The 16,218-nt window shown below is 29.1% G+C and carries 13 protein-coding genes; 11 read left to right on the top strand and 2 right to left on the bottom strand.

All coding sequences use genetic code 11. The features are described from left to right. Nucleotides 1-106 precede the first annotated feature (106 nt). The 3 genes from BUA48_RS12860 to BUA48_RS12850 all read left to right on the top strand — a co-directional run bounded on the left by BUA48_RS12860 (nt 107) and on the right by BUA48_RS12850 (nt 2,911). A complete protein-coding gene (locus tag BUA48_RS12860) occupies nt 107-661 on the top strand; it encodes a DUF5662 family protein (protein WP_072832474.1) in 555 nt (184 codons plus the stop codon). Between the two features lie 164 nt (nt 662-825). After that, nucleotides 826-1,530, top strand: a complete 705-nt coding sequence (locus BUA48_RS12855; protein WP_072832473.1) for a response regulator transcription factor — start codon at nt 826-828, stop codon at nt 1,528-1,530. Further along, nucleotides 1,508-2,911, top strand: a complete 1,404-nt coding sequence (locus BUA48_RS12850) for a sensor histidine kinase (protein WP_072832472.1) — start codon at nt 1,508-1,510, stop codon at nt 2,909-2,911. The genes BUA48_RS12855 and BUA48_RS12850 overlap by 23 nt, the downstream gene beginning before the upstream one ends. 310 nt (nt 2,912-3,221) lie before the next feature. Here BUA48_RS12850 and BUA48_RS12845 read toward each other — a convergent pair whose 3' ends face one another. Together BUA48_RS12845 and BUA48_RS12840 are read right to left on the bottom strand one after the other, a co-directional pair. Next, entirely contained in the window at nt 3,222-4,604 is a 1,383-nt protein-coding gene (locus BUA48_RS12845; RefSeq protein ID WP_072832471.1) for a PH domain-containing protein, read from the bottom strand. Nucleotides 4,605-4,607: 3 nt separating this feature from the next. Further along, nucleotides 4,608-5,006 (bottom strand): GntR family transcriptional regulator, encoded by a 399-nt coding sequence (locus tag BUA48_RS12840; protein ID WP_072832470.1) that lies wholly within the window; start codon nt 5,004-5,006, stop codon nt 4,608-4,610. Nucleotides 5,007-5,551: 545 nt separating this feature from the next. Here BUA48_RS12840 and BUA48_RS12835 point away from each other — a divergent pair. The 8 genes from BUA48_RS12835 (at nt 5,552) to BUA48_RS12800 (ending at nt 16,162) form a co-directional block, all read left to right on the top strand. Next, nucleotides 5,552-6,943 (top strand): aspartate ammonia-lyase, encoded by a 1,392-nt coding sequence (locus BUA48_RS12835; RefSeq protein WP_072832469.1) that lies wholly within the window; start codon nt 5,552-5,554, stop codon nt 6,941-6,943. Between the two features lie 35 nt (nt 6,944-6,978). Continuing rightward, entirely contained in the window at nt 6,979-8,208 is a 1,230-nt protein-coding gene (locus BUA48_RS12830) for an NAD(P)-dependent malic enzyme (protein WP_072832468.1), read from the top strand. 528 nt (nt 8,209-8,736) lie between these two features. Then, nucleotides 8,737-9,201, top strand: a complete 465-nt coding sequence (locus BUA48_RS12825) for a C-GCAxxG-C-C family (seleno)protein (protein WP_072832467.1) — start codon at nt 8,737-8,739, stop codon at nt 9,199-9,201. An 11-nt stretch (nt 9,202-9,212) separates the two neighbouring features. Next, nucleotides 9,213-10,151 (top strand): TDT family transporter, encoded by a 939-nt coding sequence (locus tag BUA48_RS12820; protein WP_072832466.1) that lies wholly within the window; start codon nt 9,213-9,215, stop codon nt 10,149-10,151. Between the two features lie 508 nt (nt 10,152-10,659). Continuing rightward, complete coding sequence (locus BUA48_RS12815) at nt 10,660-12,279, top strand: ABC transporter substrate-binding protein (protein ID WP_072832465.1); 1,620 nt, start codon at nt 10,660-10,662, stop codon at nt 12,277-12,279. A gap of 55 nt (nt 12,280-12,334) precedes the next feature. Continuing rightward, on the top strand, nt 12,335-13,264 hold the full coding sequence (locus BUA48_RS12810; protein ID WP_242944353.1) for an ABC transporter permease: 930 nt from the start codon (nt 12,335-12,337) through the stop codon (nt 13,262-13,264). Between the two features lie 18 nt (nt 13,265-13,282). Beyond that, nucleotides 13,283-14,140, top strand: a complete 858-nt coding sequence (opp1C, locus tag BUA48_RS12805; protein ID WP_242944352.1) for a nickel/cobalt ABC transporter permease — start codon at nt 13,283-13,285, stop codon at nt 14,138-14,140. 21 nt (nt 14,141-14,161) lie between these two features. Beyond that, nucleotides 14,162-16,162 (top strand): ABC transporter ATP-binding protein, encoded by a 2,001-nt coding sequence (locus tag BUA48_RS12800; protein ID WP_084666330.1) that lies wholly within the window; start codon nt 14,162-14,164, stop codon nt 16,160-16,162. Nucleotides 16,163-16,218: the final 56 nt, after the last annotated feature.

Here is a 16,218-nt window from a genome sequence, read left to right as displayed (position 1 = left end):
ATAGGTTTGGATAAAATTATATAACAGGAGTAAAATATATATAGGTGTTTATTTAAAGTAAAATATTTAGAGTTGTCAAAACAAAAGAATTTAGGGGGATTGAAGAATGAATATGATTAATCATTTTAAAACAATAACTAATCACAAGTTGTTAGTTATGAAGTATTGCTTTAAGGTGGGGTTATACAAGCAAGGACTTCTTCATGACTTATCAAAATATAAATGGGTAGAGTTTTCTGCTGGAATTAAATATTATAAGGGAACTGTAAGTCCAAATGGTGTGCAAAAGAAAGTAGAAGGTTATTCGAAGGCTTGGTTGCACCATAAGGGCAGAAATAAGCATCATTTTGAATATTGGATTGATTATGGTGAAAAAATGAAAGATGGGTTAGTTGGAATGAAAATGCCAACTAATTATGTAGTTGAAATGTTTATAGATAGAATGTCTGCTTCTATGAATTATCAAAAAGAAGCCTATACAGATAGAAGTGCATTAGAATATTATGAAGCACAAAGGGAATATTATGTTTTACATGAAGATAGCAAAAGGTTATTAGAGTTTTTACTTAATATGTTAGCAGAGCAAGGAGAAAAATTTACTCTTAAGTATATTAAAGAAGATATATTAAAGAATAAAGATTTGGAATTACTTTCGAAATAGCTATATTTTTACAAAAATTATGGTGAAGTTATATAGAAGTTAAACTTTAATGTGAAAATTAAGAAAAAATTTAGTATTAAAGGTATATAAATTGGTGGTATTATAGTATTATGCAAGCTTGTATGTAAAATAAAATTAAAAAATATTATTTATGGAGATGAACTGTGAATAAGAATGTACTTATAGTAGATGATGAAAAGGAAATTGTTGAATTAATCGATTTATATCTAAGAGATAAAGGTTATACAATAGAAAAGGCTTTTAATGGTTTAGATGCCTTAGAAATTATAAAAAACAAAAGTATAGACTTGGCTATTGTTGATATAATGATACCTGGTATAGATGGATATTCTTTAATAAAAGAGATAAGAATGATTTCTAATATACCTATTATTATAGTATCGGCTAAAATAGAGGGAATTGATAAGATATTAGGATTAAACATAGGGGCTGATGACTATATTACTAAGCCTTTTGATCCATTAGAACTTCTAGCAAGAGTAAATGCTTTATTTAGAAGAATTTATTTTTTAGAAGATGAAGAAAAGAGTAGAGAGATTGAAGTAGGGGATTTAGTACTTGATAAATCAAGGGGCTCTATAAGTAAACGAGGAAAAGAGTTATTGCTGACGTTTAAAGAGTTCAAACTACTCGAAGCTTTTATGGAAAATAAAAATAAGGTTTTAACTAAGAAAAGCTTATTTGAAAAGGTTTGGAATGAAGAATATTTATATGATGATAATTTAATAATGGTTCATATAAGTAATTTGAGAGATAAAATAGAAGATGATAATAAAAATCCTAAATACATTAAAACAATAAGAGGAATCGGATATAGATTTGAAGATGAAAAAAGCAAAAGGAAATAAGAGTTTACTTAGGCTTTTTTTTATTAATTATACATTTTCATTAATTATATTTATTGTAGCTATAGGTATTTTTATTAGCATCTCCATAGTAGGATTAGCTTCAAATTTATCGGTGACAGATAGAGAAATACGACTTATGGAAGAAAACTTTCTAGTAGAAGATTTTGAAAAATTAGATGTAGAGGGAATACTAGAGGTCGGGGGATGGATTGAGCGTTTAGAAGATAATAGAGTTGTTGAAATAATAGGATCAAAAAGGGATAACATAGAAGAATATACTGTATTAAATGTAATAAGTGAGTACGAAAACTATGATAGTTTTGGTAAGAAATATAATAGTAGAGCGTATTTGCATGATTCATTTGTATATGTAGTAAAGGTTCCTAATGGGGAATATTTACTTAATAAAAGGTTGGATGATAAGACCTTAGGTGAAAGTTTTAGGGGAACCATAAAATATTCTTTAACTGTTTCTATTGGATTTATGGTAATTACTATGTGTATATTATTTTGTAAATCAATAAAAAAGGTTGAAGCACCTCTTAAAAAGATAGAGAATGGTATTCAAACTATGATAAATGGAGACTATACCATAAGGTTAAGCTTTAAGACCTATAAAGAGATTGACAAAATAAGAGAAAGTTTTAATTACATGGTTTCTAAGCTTGAAGAAGCAGAGGCCTCCAAGAAAGTAGCTGAAGAAAGTAAAAAGAACATGATAAGAGATATAACTCATGACATAAAGACACCTATAACATCTATTATGGGATATTCGCGAGCCTTATATGATGGAAAGGTAGAAAGTCATGAGGAAGAAAAAAGATATTTGCAATATATATTTAATAAGACATTGAGACTTAACTATTTAATTAACGAGCTCTTTGTATTTACAAAATTAGAAAGCTCTGAATACAAGGTATATCCTAAGATAGAGGAAATGGGTAACTTTTTAAGAGAAGTTGTTGCATTATATTATGGAGAAATTGAGGAAGCGGAGTTTGAATTTGAACTTATTATTCCTGAAAATGAGATATATTGTAATATAGACTTCAAGGAGCTAGAGAGAGCTGTTATAAATTTAATGGTAAATTCATTAAAGTATAATGATAAGGGTACAACTCTAATAATAGAGTTGAAGGAAGATGTAGAAAAAGCAGTAATAATAATAAGGGATGATGGAATCGGTATAAATAAAGAGTTAAATGAAAGTGTCTTTAAAGAATTTGTAAGAGGGGACAGTTCAAGACAAACTAATGGCGGTAGCGGATTAGGTTTAGCTATTACTAAAAGGATAGTAGAGCTACATAATGGAAGTATTTCTTTAAGAAGTGAAATTAATAAGGGAAGTGAATTCACAATAAAGTTGCCTAAAGTAAAATAGAATATATTTTTAATTTTATCGGAAGAGTGATAATAGTTACTATAATTAAGCTTTTAATTATAGTAACTATTATTATTTTTAGAATTAATATATTGTATTAAATTAACTTTAACTATCTTCATAGTCAATTATAAGTAGTTATAATAGTTTTCACTTCGTATCTAATTAAGAAATTAGTTCTCATGGTGATTCATGCCTAACAACAGCTTGAATAATACACATATTACTACCTCCGTAATCTACTTAATAAATGGGAAATTAAATAGAATATATACTAGAAGTACTAAGAAATACTTAAAAAGTTTTAAGTTTATTTAGTCAATTTTAATAAGGTTTCGTAATAGTTATTAGTTTCTTCAGGCGTAAATCCATTTAAAAATACATAAGTATCTTTTAACTTAATGCATATGAATGGAGGGCTTTTTCTGTAAATAAATACTTTACAATTACCGTAACCATCTAATTTGTAATTACCTAAACTATATAAATTGGTTCCTACTCCATTTGTTTTGATTCCTTTAGGAGGAAGTTCATTTAATAACTTAATATCCTCGATTTCATTTACATCAAAACTATAATTATACATAGGAGCATCAATACTAGCATGAATGCCATCAATTGACAAATAAAACTTAGTAAAATCTAGTCTAAGAAAGAATATAGAGAAACCTATAAATACTACAAATAAAATTACATAAAAGCTATAATTTATAATTTTCCCCTTAGTAGTTGCAAGATTATAGCATAATCCATAACCTACACGATTTTCTACCATCAATCTAGGGTCGTAGGGATTAGAATAATAGCCTTTCTCCCAAAACTCATCATTATCTGTATAAATCAAATCCTTAGTAGTTGCAAGTAAAGAACTTTGTTCATTTCTAACTTTAGTATAAGTAAATAGTATACCAGCACATATAGTTATAGAGGTTGTTATAGGTACAATTATAAGAAACATGTTAGGGTTATTTGAAAAAATATTATAATATAAAACTAAGGTCGATATACTGGTAACAAATGCGCTGAGTATCCAAAGTAATGACCAGGATTTTTGATGAATCATTGCATAAGCTAAGTTTATTTCACTATTTTCACTAGGACTCTCAGCTCTTTGTTTAGTAAAACAATTATAAAGATATATAAAAGCAAGAGTAGAAGCTATAGGAATTAAGGAAACTAAAAAAGGCATATTAATAAAAATATTAATCTTAACTATAAAAGTAATAATAGGAATCATGGAAATAACTATAGAAGGAATAAACCAAAGCTTAGAAAAAGAAAGTTTATTTTTTATTCTACAGACCTCAGTATCTATAGAAAGTGCATGTTTTCCACCTACAAACCAATTTCTATCCTTTTTTAATTTCAATAATGTTCTGAAATATTTTAAATATAATCTGTCATTTGCGTAAAGAAATATTCCAATCCATATAAAGAAAAATATGATCACTAAAGAGGCATAATCTTGCAATATAAATATTGGTAGAGTAGAAGATAAATATAGTGCATAAAATTTAAAAGTAGCTTTTTTATAGTTATTTACTATATATAATACTTCTTCATTATTTAAATATTCATAGGGTAAGGTAACCCCTAAGATTATATTTTTATTCGGCTTTATTATGCTTTTAAGTTCCACAAAGGAAGATATAAGACAAATAATTAAGGCTAAATATAATATAGCTATAAACATGAGTTATCCCTCCATTTTAGTTGATTTTAAGCCATTCATATTATCAAAAATATCATTACACATAGATAAAAAATCTTTTTTATTAATTCCTTTAATACCTGACTCAGCAATTAAAAGCATTAATTCATCTTCAAGTTTTTCTTTAAATTCCATGGAAGAATCAAGTTTAGGATTAATCTTTGCTCCATGTCTGCGGTCTATTTCTATAAAACCTTCATTTTTGAGTATTGTATAAGTTTTGGATACTGTCATAGTATTAACCCCTATATCCTCTGCTAATTGACGGACCGTAGGTAAGTTTTCACCAATTTTTAATTTGCCATTACCAATTCCAAGTACAATTTCATTACGTAATTGAACATATATAGGCGTATCACTTGCCATATTTAGATTTAAAATCATTCTATAAAATCCTCCATAATATTAAGTATGCTTTGTATTATATATACTAATACAAAGCATACTTAGTGTCAAATCTATTCATAAAGCTTTAAGAGAAAGTATAGATAATAGAAATATGATATTATTTATTCAGAATATGAGTAAAATAAAATGATATGGATTATAAGCTTTGAATCTTTAATAAGGAATATTAGTAATTAGAATTAAAAATCTTTATAAAGCGTGCAGAATTATTGAAAAATAAGTTTTATTTGAAGGGAAATAAGGTAAAAAAAGATAAAAAAACTTTTTATTGCAAGTAAATCGTTCAATTTACTAACTAAAGAATTAAAAATTGCATAAATGAAAGAAAAACTTCAAAAACTGAATAAATTCAATGCAAATCTAAAATTAAACGGATTTTTTCCCTCATAATGGACTTAGACAGTAAGCTACAATCATGCTAATATACGAGTGAAAGTTACGAATCATTAAGAAAGTTTGGAAAATTAATATTTTAAAAATAATTCATGAAATAAAATTTTAAGATTTATGGAGGCAAGAAAATGGATTTTAGAATAGAGTATGATTCAATAGGTGAAAAACAAGTTCCAAAGAATGCGTATTATGGTGTTCAATCATTAAGAGGTGCAGAGAACTTTAGGATAACAGGTTACAATCTACATGAAGAGTTTATAAAGAGTCTTGCACAGGTTAAGAAGGCCTCTGTTATAACTAACCATGAAGTTGGTCTTATAGAAAAAAACATTGAAGAAGCTATAATTAAAGCTTGTGATGAAATAATAGATGGAAAATTACATGAAGAATTTATAGTAGACCCTATCCAAGGTGGAGCAGGTACATCTATGAATATGAATGCTAATGAAGTAATAGCTAATAGAGCTATAGAAATTTTAGGTGGGGAAAAAGGTGACTATAGTATAGTTCATCCTAATGATCACGTAAATTATGGACAATCTACTAATGATGTTATTCCTACAGCAGGAAAGCTTACAGCATACAAACTTCTTTTAAAAGCTATTGATGAACTAAAAAGACTTCATACAGCATTAAAAGAAAAAGCAGTAGAGTTTGATGATGTTATAAAAATGGGAAGAACTCAAATGCAAGATGCTGTTCCAATTAGATTAGGACAAGAGTTTAATGCATATAGCACAATTATAAATAAAGATATAACAAGATTAGAAAAGGTTAAAGAAGAACTAACAGTTATTAATATGGGTGGTACAGCAATAGGAACTGGTATAAATGCTGATAAAAAGTATTTAACAAGAATAGCTCCAGTACTTTCAGAAATATCAGGCATAAACTTAGAACAAGCTGAGGATTTAATTGCATCTACTCAAAGCTTAGATCCTTTTGTAGTTGTATCAGGTATTATTAAGACATGTGCAGTTAATTTATCAAAAATATCAAATGATTTAAGATTAATGTCATCTGGTCCAAGAACTGGTTTTGGAGAAATAAATCTTCCATCAAAACAAAATGGTTCTTCTATAATGCCAGGTAAGGTTAATCCAGTTATACCAGAAGTAGTTAGCCAAGTTGCATTCAATATAATTGGAAATGATATGACAATAACAATGGCAGCAGAAGCTGGACAGTTAGAATTAAATGCATTTGAGCCAGTTGTATTCTATAATTTATTCCAATCTATAGAGACTTTAACTAGAGGAGTAGATACATTTATAGAAAATTGTATCTCTGGAATAACTGCTAATAAAGAAAAATGTAAAGACTTAGTTGAAAATAGTGTAGGAATAATTACTCCACTTTGTCCTCATGTAGGATATAAAAAAGCAGCAAGTGTTGCAAAAACTGCACTAAAAACTGGAGAATCAGTTAGAAGTTTAATTCTACAAGAAGGTATTTTAGAAGAAGCAGCTCTTGATGAAATATTAGATGCTGTAGCAATGACTGAGCCAGGTATATTATAAGAATAATTTTAAGGGATAATTAGAGGAGGATTACCATGAGCGATTTAAGAGAAAGAGCACTAAAATTCCATAAAGACAATGAGGGAAAAATAGCACTTAGATGTAAAGTTCCGGTAAAAACTAAGGATGATTTAACAATGGCTTATACTCCAGGAGTTGCAGAGCCATGTTTAGAAATAAACAAGAACTTTGATACTATCTATGATTATACATCAAGAGGAAATTGGATAGCTGTTGTAACTAACGGTACAGCAGTATTAGGTCTTGGTGATATAGGGGCAGGTGCAGGTCTTCCAGTTATGGAGGGAAAAGCTGTATTATTTAAAGCTTTTGGTGGTGTAGATGCTTTCCCAATATGTTTAGACACAAAAGACGTTGATAAAATTGTTGAGACTGTAAAGCTTATGGAGCCTACTTTTGGCGGAATTAATTTAGAGGATATAAAAGCACCAGAGTGTTTTGAAATAGAATCAAGATTAAAAGAAATTTGTAATATACCAATTTTCCACGACGACCAACATGGTACAGCAGTTGTTTCAGCAGCTTGTATAATAAATGCTTTAAAGTTAACTAAGAAAAACTTTGAAGATTTAAAAGTTGTTGTTAATGGTGCTGGTGCAGCAGGTATTGCAATTACTAAATTACTATTAAGCATGGGAACTAAAAACATAATCATGTGTGATACTAAGGGTGCAATATACACAGGTAGACCAGTTGGAATGAATAAATTTAAAGATGAAGTAGCTGAGATTACAAACCCTAATAAAGAACAAGGTAATCTTGCAGAAGTATTAAAAGGGGCAGATATATTTTTAGGAGTATCTGTAGCTAATTGTGTAACTCAAGAGATGGTAAAATCTATGAATAAAGATGCTATAATTATGGCTATGGCAAATCCTAATCCAGAAATACTTCCAAACTTAGCTGTAGAAGCTGGAGCTAAGGTTGTATGTACTGGTAGATCAGATTTTCCAAACCAAGTTAACAATGTTCTTGCATTCCCAGGAATATTTAGAGCTGCTTTAGATGTTAGAGCAAGTGAGATTAACGAGGAAATGAAAATAGCAGCAGCTAGAGCTATAGCAGATCTTGTAAGTGAAGATGAATTAAATCCAGAGTATGTAATACCTAATGCTTTCGACTTAAGAATAGCACCAAAGGTTGCATTATATGTTGCAAGGGCAGCAATAGAAACTGGAGTAGCTAGAAGAAAAGATGTAACACCAGAAATGGTTGAAAATCATACTAAAGAATTATTAAAATAGCTAAAATTTACTAGTAAAATTAGTTTAAGTAGCTTTACTTGAATGTGACCCAGTTGAATTATTTATATAAATAAACAATAAAAATAAGTTAGGCTTAATTAACTTGTTATTGGTCTATTAGTAAACAAAAGATACAATATCTAAATATTATATAAAATGAAGGTAGTACTACTAAATGGTGCTACCTTTATTTGTTTTCTAAGAATTATAGCTAATACGACCATTAAAGTATATTATACAATCTGTATTATAGTTTTGATATTTTAAGAGAACTAAATTTAAAGAGTTAGTAATAATAATTTATAATTAAGTATAAAAATTCATTAGAAATTTAACTTAATATAAATTAAATTACTTTAAATGTAAAACCTATGATTAAAATATAAATAATATAATAAGAATGCATTGTAAAAACAAATAAATAGACAAAAATGTATAGATATAATCTATTGGACTGAAAAAAATAGAATCTTATATAATTACATTATAATATTCTCAAAAGAATATGGATTTTAGGAGGGCTAAGAAATGGTTAAGGAAGTAAGTATTAAAAAGATTCAAAGTGATGCAGAAGAATTATTTAGAAAAGGAGATTTTTTCTGTTCAGAAGCAATAGTAAGCTCTATTAGAAGTAATTTTGAATTGGACATGCCTGAAGAAATGATAGCTATGGCATCTGGATTTCCAGTAGGCATAGGTAGATCTAAATGTGTTTGTGGGGCAGTTTCAGGAGCTATTTTATGCTTAGGTTATTTCTTTGGAAGAAGCAAAGGGGGAGATCCAAAGGTTAATAAAACATTAGAGTTAGCAAATGAATTACAAGCAAGTTTTAAAGAAAATCATAAGGTTTTATGCTGTAAGGTATTAACTCATGGAATGGATATGGGATCAGGAGAGCATAAAGCTCAATGTATTTCATTCACAGGAGAAATGGCTAGAAAGGCAGCTGAAATTATAGTAAGAGAACTTGGAATAACTAATTTAGATGTTTAAGGGTGGCTATTATGAATAAAGTGTTTAAGAAGGTTCCAATACCTATGGCTGGATTAATGTTGGCTTTAGCTGCAACGGGGAATCTAGTTTTGTCTTATGGAGAAGTATATAGAAATATTTTTGGAATATTAGCATCCATAATATTAATATTTATATTAGGTAAGCTTATAATTGATTTCAAGGATGTACTAGAAAATTTAAAGAATCCTGTAATGGCAAGCATAGCACCTACCTTTACAATGGGTATAATGATATTATCTACATACATAAACAAGCTTTCAAGTTCTGTAGCTTTGTCTATATGGGTTATTGGACTAGTATTACATATAATACTTATAGTTTATTTTACATTAAAGTTTATATTGAAATTTGATGTGAATAAAGTTCTTCCTAGTTATTTCATAGTTTATGTTGGAATAGTAGTTGGAAGCATAACTGCACCAGCATATAACTTAGCAAAAGTAGGACAAGGATTATTTTGGTTTGGTTTAGTAAGTTATGCTATTTTATTACCTATAGTAATTTATAAAGTTTTCGTAATAAAAAAGATACAAGAACCACTAAAACCGATTTTAATAATATTTGCAGCTCCTGCTAGTCTTTGTCTAGCTGGATACTTAGCAAGCTTCCCAGAAAAGAATATGACTATAGTGGGAATTTTAGCTGTTTTATCATTGATAATGTATTTAGGTTCATTAGTAATTTTACCTAAGTTATTAAAATTAAAGTTTTATCCAAGCTATTCAGCTTTTACCTTCCCTTTAGTAATAAGTGCAATTGCTATAAAGCAAACTAATGGTTTCTTAATTAAAAAGGGAACAGAGATTGTTTTATTAAAGTATGTTGTTTACTTTGAAACAATTGTAGCAGTTTTAATAGTTGCATATGTTTTCTATAAGTACATGAAATTCTTATTTGCAGGAAATGTTCAGGAAAAGGTAGCTAAATAATTAAAATATAAAGTTCAAGAGAGTTATTTTATTATAACTTTCTTGAACTTTTTTTATTTCAAAAGGAAATTATATAGAGGTACAATTTAAGTAATTATTTTAATAATAGATACAAATAATGAAATGTATAGTTAAAGCTTATAAATAAAACCTAATCTATAGAAGATTAATATAGTTGTAGAAAAAATATACATAATATACTATGATTAGAATCGTTGAACATATGGGGAAAAATGTAGTTGAATTTTATTTCATAAAAAGCTTTTTAAAGAAACATATCAAATTCACACGAATACTTTACAGTATCAAAGTGAAATACATAATATTTACAAAAATTATAAAATAAATTATAGAGCTATATTTAAAATTGATTTTGTCAACTTAATATTAAAATACTTACATTTTTAGTTGTCTTGTTCGTTGCGACCTTCTTTTACGTAGGTTTAATCTATGAAAGAAGCAATGTTCATATAAGTAATATAAAAAAGTTCAATTAAGGAGATTAAGGATGAGAAAGAGATTAAGAAAAGTAATTACATGTGTAATTGCTGCTACTATGGTGTTTTCGTTAGCTGGATGTGGTTCTAGCAAAACAGAGGGTAATTCTGATAGCAATGGGGTAGCTGCAGAAAACAAACAAAATAAGGTACTTAAATATGGTGGTAATTTAGAACCAGTTGGTAATTTAGATACTCACCTTACGAATTACAGAAATGTATTAGAGATATCAGCACATATCCAAGAAAGCTTACTTAGGCTTAATAGTGATACTTTAGTAGTTGAGCCAGCTTTATTAAAAAGTATGCCAAAGGTATCTGATGATGGAAAAACATATCACTGTCAATTAAAAGAAGGTATAAAATTCCATGATGGATCAGAGTTAACAACAGAGGATGTAGAATTTACATTTAATAAAATCTTTGATCCAACAACAAAAAATATTAATGCATCAGTTGCAGATATGATTGTTGGTGCAAAAGATATGTTAGATGGTAACGCAAAAGAGCTTTCAGGATTGAAAATATTAGACAAGTATTCTTTTGATATTGAAATAGAAGAAGTAAACTCTTCCTTTAACAAGGTATTAGCTAATAGTTCATTATGCATATATCCTAAAAAGGCTTATGAAGAAGCAGGAAGTGAGTGGGGTACTACAAAATTTGTTGGTGCTGGTCCATATAAGCTTAAAGAGTTTAACGCTAAAAGCAAAGTAGTCCTTGAGAAGTTCGATGATTACTTTGATGGTAAAAAGAAGCTTGCTGGTATTGAGTTCTTAAATATGGATGAAAGCACAAGTTTACTTGAGTTTGAAAAAGGAAATATAGATATAGTTGGACTTAAGAGTGACAAAGTTGATGAATATTCAGGAAATGAAAAATTCAAAGACAATGTACGTTCTACTCAAACACTTGGAATTGTTACCTTTGGATTGAATAAGGATATGGCTCCACTTGATAATGTAAAAGTAAGAGAAGCTGTGAATCTTGCTATAGATAGAGAGAGTTTAGTAAATGACTTCTTAAGGGGACATGCTGTAATACCTAATGGATTTATACCAGCTGGAATGGAAGGTTATGATAAATCTGCGGCTAAACTTGAATATAACACCGAAAAAGCTAAAAAGCTTTTAGAAGAAGCTGGATATCCAAATGGAATAGAATTAAATGCTGTTATTTCAGAAGCTGTAACTCTTGTACCAGTTGTTGAAGTTGTACAACAACAACTTTTAAAAGCAAATATTACTTTAAATATTAATAGAATAGATCATGCCTCATATGTTGATATGAGAAGCGCTGGAAAAGTTCAAATACCTTTACTAATTTGGTCTTCTGGAGATCCAGATGCATATTTTAGATTAGTATATGGAGATGATTCTCAAACATATTCAACAAATTATTTTAATAAAGAATTCGACGGTATGTATGAAGAAGCTAGAAAAACTCTTGATGATGCTAAGAGATATAAAATATATACTGAAATGGGCAATAAGGTTCAAAATGAAGACTTTATAGTTGCACCACTTTATTATCCAGAAAGTTACTACCTTGTATCAGATAGAGTTAGTGGAGAGCATTTGATGAAAAATTCATATTTTAGATTCTATGATGCAGAGATTAAAGAAAAATAAGAATATATTAAAATTTAGAAAAGAGCTATCTATATGATAGTTCTTTTTCTAAGAGGTGAGGAATTTGAAAAAATATATTTTAAAAAGAGTTTTTCAAACTATTATTGTGCTAATGGGTGTTACATTTGTGACATTTTTTTTAGTTAATGTTTTACCTGGTGATCCAGTGAGTGTAATGATGGAAGGAAGAGCTGATAAAGCTACTATAGAAAGAATACGTCATGAAATGGGGTTGGACAAACCATTAATGAATCAATATGGAGATTTTCTTAAAAATGCAGTAACAGGAAATTTTGGAGCTTCATTTTCTACAAAGATGGATGTTAAGGATATGATAAGAAAAAGTTTTGTGTATACGGCAAAGTTAGGAACTTGCTCTTTACTTTGGGGGGCTAGTATAGGTATTTTTATAGGAATAATTTCAGCCTTAAATAGAGGAAAGGTGTGGGATAGAATATTGATGGGCTTTGCTATGCTAGGTATAAGTGCACCTTCATTTTGGATAGCTATCATTCTTCAAATTATATTAGGGTTAAAAATTGGTATTTTTCCTATATCAGGTGTAGATTCAGTAGCTTCATTTGTACTACCTACTATTGCTTTAGGTAGTAGATATGTAGCATCTTTTTCACGAATCACTAGAACGAGTATGGTAGAGGTTTTAAGTAATGACTATATTAGGACATCAAAGGCTATGGGAATTTCTGAAGTGAAAATTGTTTTTAAGTATGCTTTGAAGAATGCACTTAGTCCAATAGTAACATTTTTGGGGCTTAGCGTAAAAGGTGTTTTAGGGGGAGCAGTTTTAATAGAAACTGTATTTTCTATACCTGGAATAGGAAGGCTAATGGTAAGTTCGGTTATGGCAAGGGATATACCACTTATACAAGGATGTACTATTTATATTGCCTTTATTTTTGTAGTTGTAAATTTAATAGTTGATATTTTATATGTTTTCTTAGATCCACAAGTGAAAATTTCATAAAAGAGGGAAGGCGAAATTTTGAAAGAAAAAGTTGTATTGAATAATTTATATTCTGATGCGTGGGAGAAATTAAAAAAAGATAAAGTTGTTATGATAAGCTTGGCAGTTTTAATAGTGATTATTTTATTGGCAATATTTGCTCCTGTGATTGCACCATATCCTCCAGAACAGCAAAATATGAAAAATATGCTTAGTACTTTTTCGAAGGAGCACTTATTAGGAACAGATGAATTTGGAAGGGATATTTTAACAAGAATATTATATGGAGCTAGGGCATCATTATTAGTTGCAGTACTTGGAGAAGTTATCTCTGTAATAATAGGTGTCACCTTAGGTGTTGTAGCTGGTTATTTTGGCGGAGTTGTAGATGCCATAATATCACGTATTATTGAGATATTTTCTTCATTTCCACAAATATTATTTGCAATTGCAATTATGTTTGCTCTTGGACCTGGTATAGAAAATGTTTTTATAACAATAGGTATAACTGGATGGACAGGTATTGCGCGTATAATAAGAGCTGATGTGATGAAACTTAAACATAATCAATACATAGAGATGTGCAAAATAAGTGGGGGGAGCACTTTGAGGATTTTGGTAAGGCATGTCATACCAAATTGTCTTTCTACTATTACTGTAGTTGCTACTATGAATATACCAGGTAATATTATGTATGAGGCAAGTCTTAGCTTTTTAGGATTAGGTGTACAACCTCCTACTGCAAGTTGGGGAGTTATGATAAATACTTCAAGAAACTTTTTAAGAACTAATCCCACATATAGTATATATCCAGGTATAGCAATTATAATTACTGTTTTGGCTTTTAATATCCTAGGTGATGGCTTAAGAGATGCGCTAGATCCAAAATTGAATTAATTTGAAAGAGGTGTTTATATTTTGGATAATATTTTGTTACAAGTAAAGAATTTAAGCACAACTTTTTATACTTCAGAAGGAAGTGTAAAAGCTTTGGAGCATGTATCTTTTTCTATTGAAAGAGGAAAAACTCTAGGGATAGTAGGAGAATCAGGTTGTGGTAAAAGTGTCTTATCGCTATCTATTATGGGGTTACTACAAAAAGAAAAGTCTAAGATTGATAATGGAGAAATTATATTTGAAGGAAAAAATTTATTAAAGCTTAGTGCAAAGGATATGAGGAATATAAGAGGAAAAGAGATATCTATGATTTTTCAAGAACCGATGACTTCTCTCAATCCTGTTTTTACCATTGGCGAGCAACTAAAAGATATCATAAAACTTTACAATTTTGATAAGAAGGTGGATTACGGTAAAGTAGCAAAGGAGCTTCTTGAACTTGTTGAGATTCAAGATGCTAAAAGTAAGTTAATGCAATATCCACATGAATTATCGGGAGGTCAACGCCAGAGAGTAATGATTGCTATGGCATTAGCATCAAAGCCTAAGTTGCTTATTTGTGATGAACCTACAACGGCACTTGATGTTACTATGCAAAGAGAAATATTATTACTTATAAATAATTTAAAAAAGCAAATGAATATGGCTGTTATAATGATAACTCATGATTTAAGTGTTATTAAGGCTGTGTCTGATGATGTTATGGTTATGTATGCTGGCAAAGTAATGGAGTATAACTCTGTAAGTGATATTTTTGAAAAGTCACTACATCCATATACAAGGGATTTATTAAATTCTATTCCTATTATAGGAAGAAAAAGTAGTAGGTTATCGACTATTCCTGGTATGGTTCCTAATTTAAGTAATAAGCCTAAAGGATGCTTATATCATGAGCGTTGTAAAATATCAACTTCTAAATGTAGAGTTGAAGCTCCGGAGTTTTTGATTTTAGAAGAAGATAAAAAGGTTAGATGTTTTAATTATGATTTATTATATAAAGAATCAAAGGAAAAAATAAATAATGAAAGTAGCACGGCTAAATCTAAAGTAAAATCTAGTAGTATTGTTTTAGAAGTATCCAATATTGAAAAAACATTTTCTCAAAGAGGTTCTTTTAATAAAGTGTGGAGCAGAATATTTAAAAAGCCAGAGTGCTGTAGTGGAGCTAAGGATGAAATAAAAGCTGTTGATAATGTTAGTTTCTCAGTAAGAAAAGGTGAAACCCTAGGAATAGTTGGGGAATCAGGTTGTGGTAAGACTACCTTGAGTAGAATTATTCTAGGTTTATTAAAACCTGATAAGGGAAATGTAACTTTCGATGCTAAACTACAAGCTGTTTTTCAAGATCCATATAGCTCTCTTAATCCAAGAATGAATATTTTTGATATTATATCTGAACCCCTTGATATAGAAAGAAAATTTACTAAGGCAGAAAAAATAAAAATAGTACAAGATATGATGAAAAAGTGTGGATTAAATGAGATGTATATGCATAGATATGCTAATGAATTCTCAGGAGGACAAAGACAAAGAATAAGTATATGTAGGTCACTGATAAATGAACCTGAATTAGTGATTTTAGATGAACCTGTTTCTGCTTTGGATATGTCTATAAAGTCTCAGATTTTAAACCTCTTATCAGATCTTCAAGAAGAATTAAACTTGACATATATTATGATATCACATGATTTGAGTACACTATATCATATAGCTGATAGAGTAATTGTAATGTATTTAGGTGAGATTGTTGAAATAGCTTCAAAGGAAGAATTATTTAATAATCCAATACATCCATATACACAATTACTTTTGAAATCAATTTTATCTATGGATAAGCTAAATGATGCAGAGGGACATTTAAATAATGAGAGCAATAAAGTAATTAAAAATGAAGTAAGAGGTTGTAAATTTTATGATAGATGTCCTTATAAAAGAGATGACTGTAAGACAAGGGTTTATAAACTTATAGAAGTTACAAAAGAACATTTTGTATCTTGCAATTTAGGAGAGTTAAGTGATTAAATTCTTTGAATAAGTAGTTTATAACATAAAATATAAGTTTTCAGTTTGAATTGATT

The organism is Clostridium collagenovorans DSM 3089, assembly GCF_900130005.1.
GTDB classification, from domain to species: domain Bacteria; phylum Bacillota; class Clostridia; order Clostridiales; family Clostridiaceae; genus Clostridium_D; species Clostridium_D collagenovorans.
This window is presented reverse-complemented; position numbering and strand designations above follow the sequence as displayed.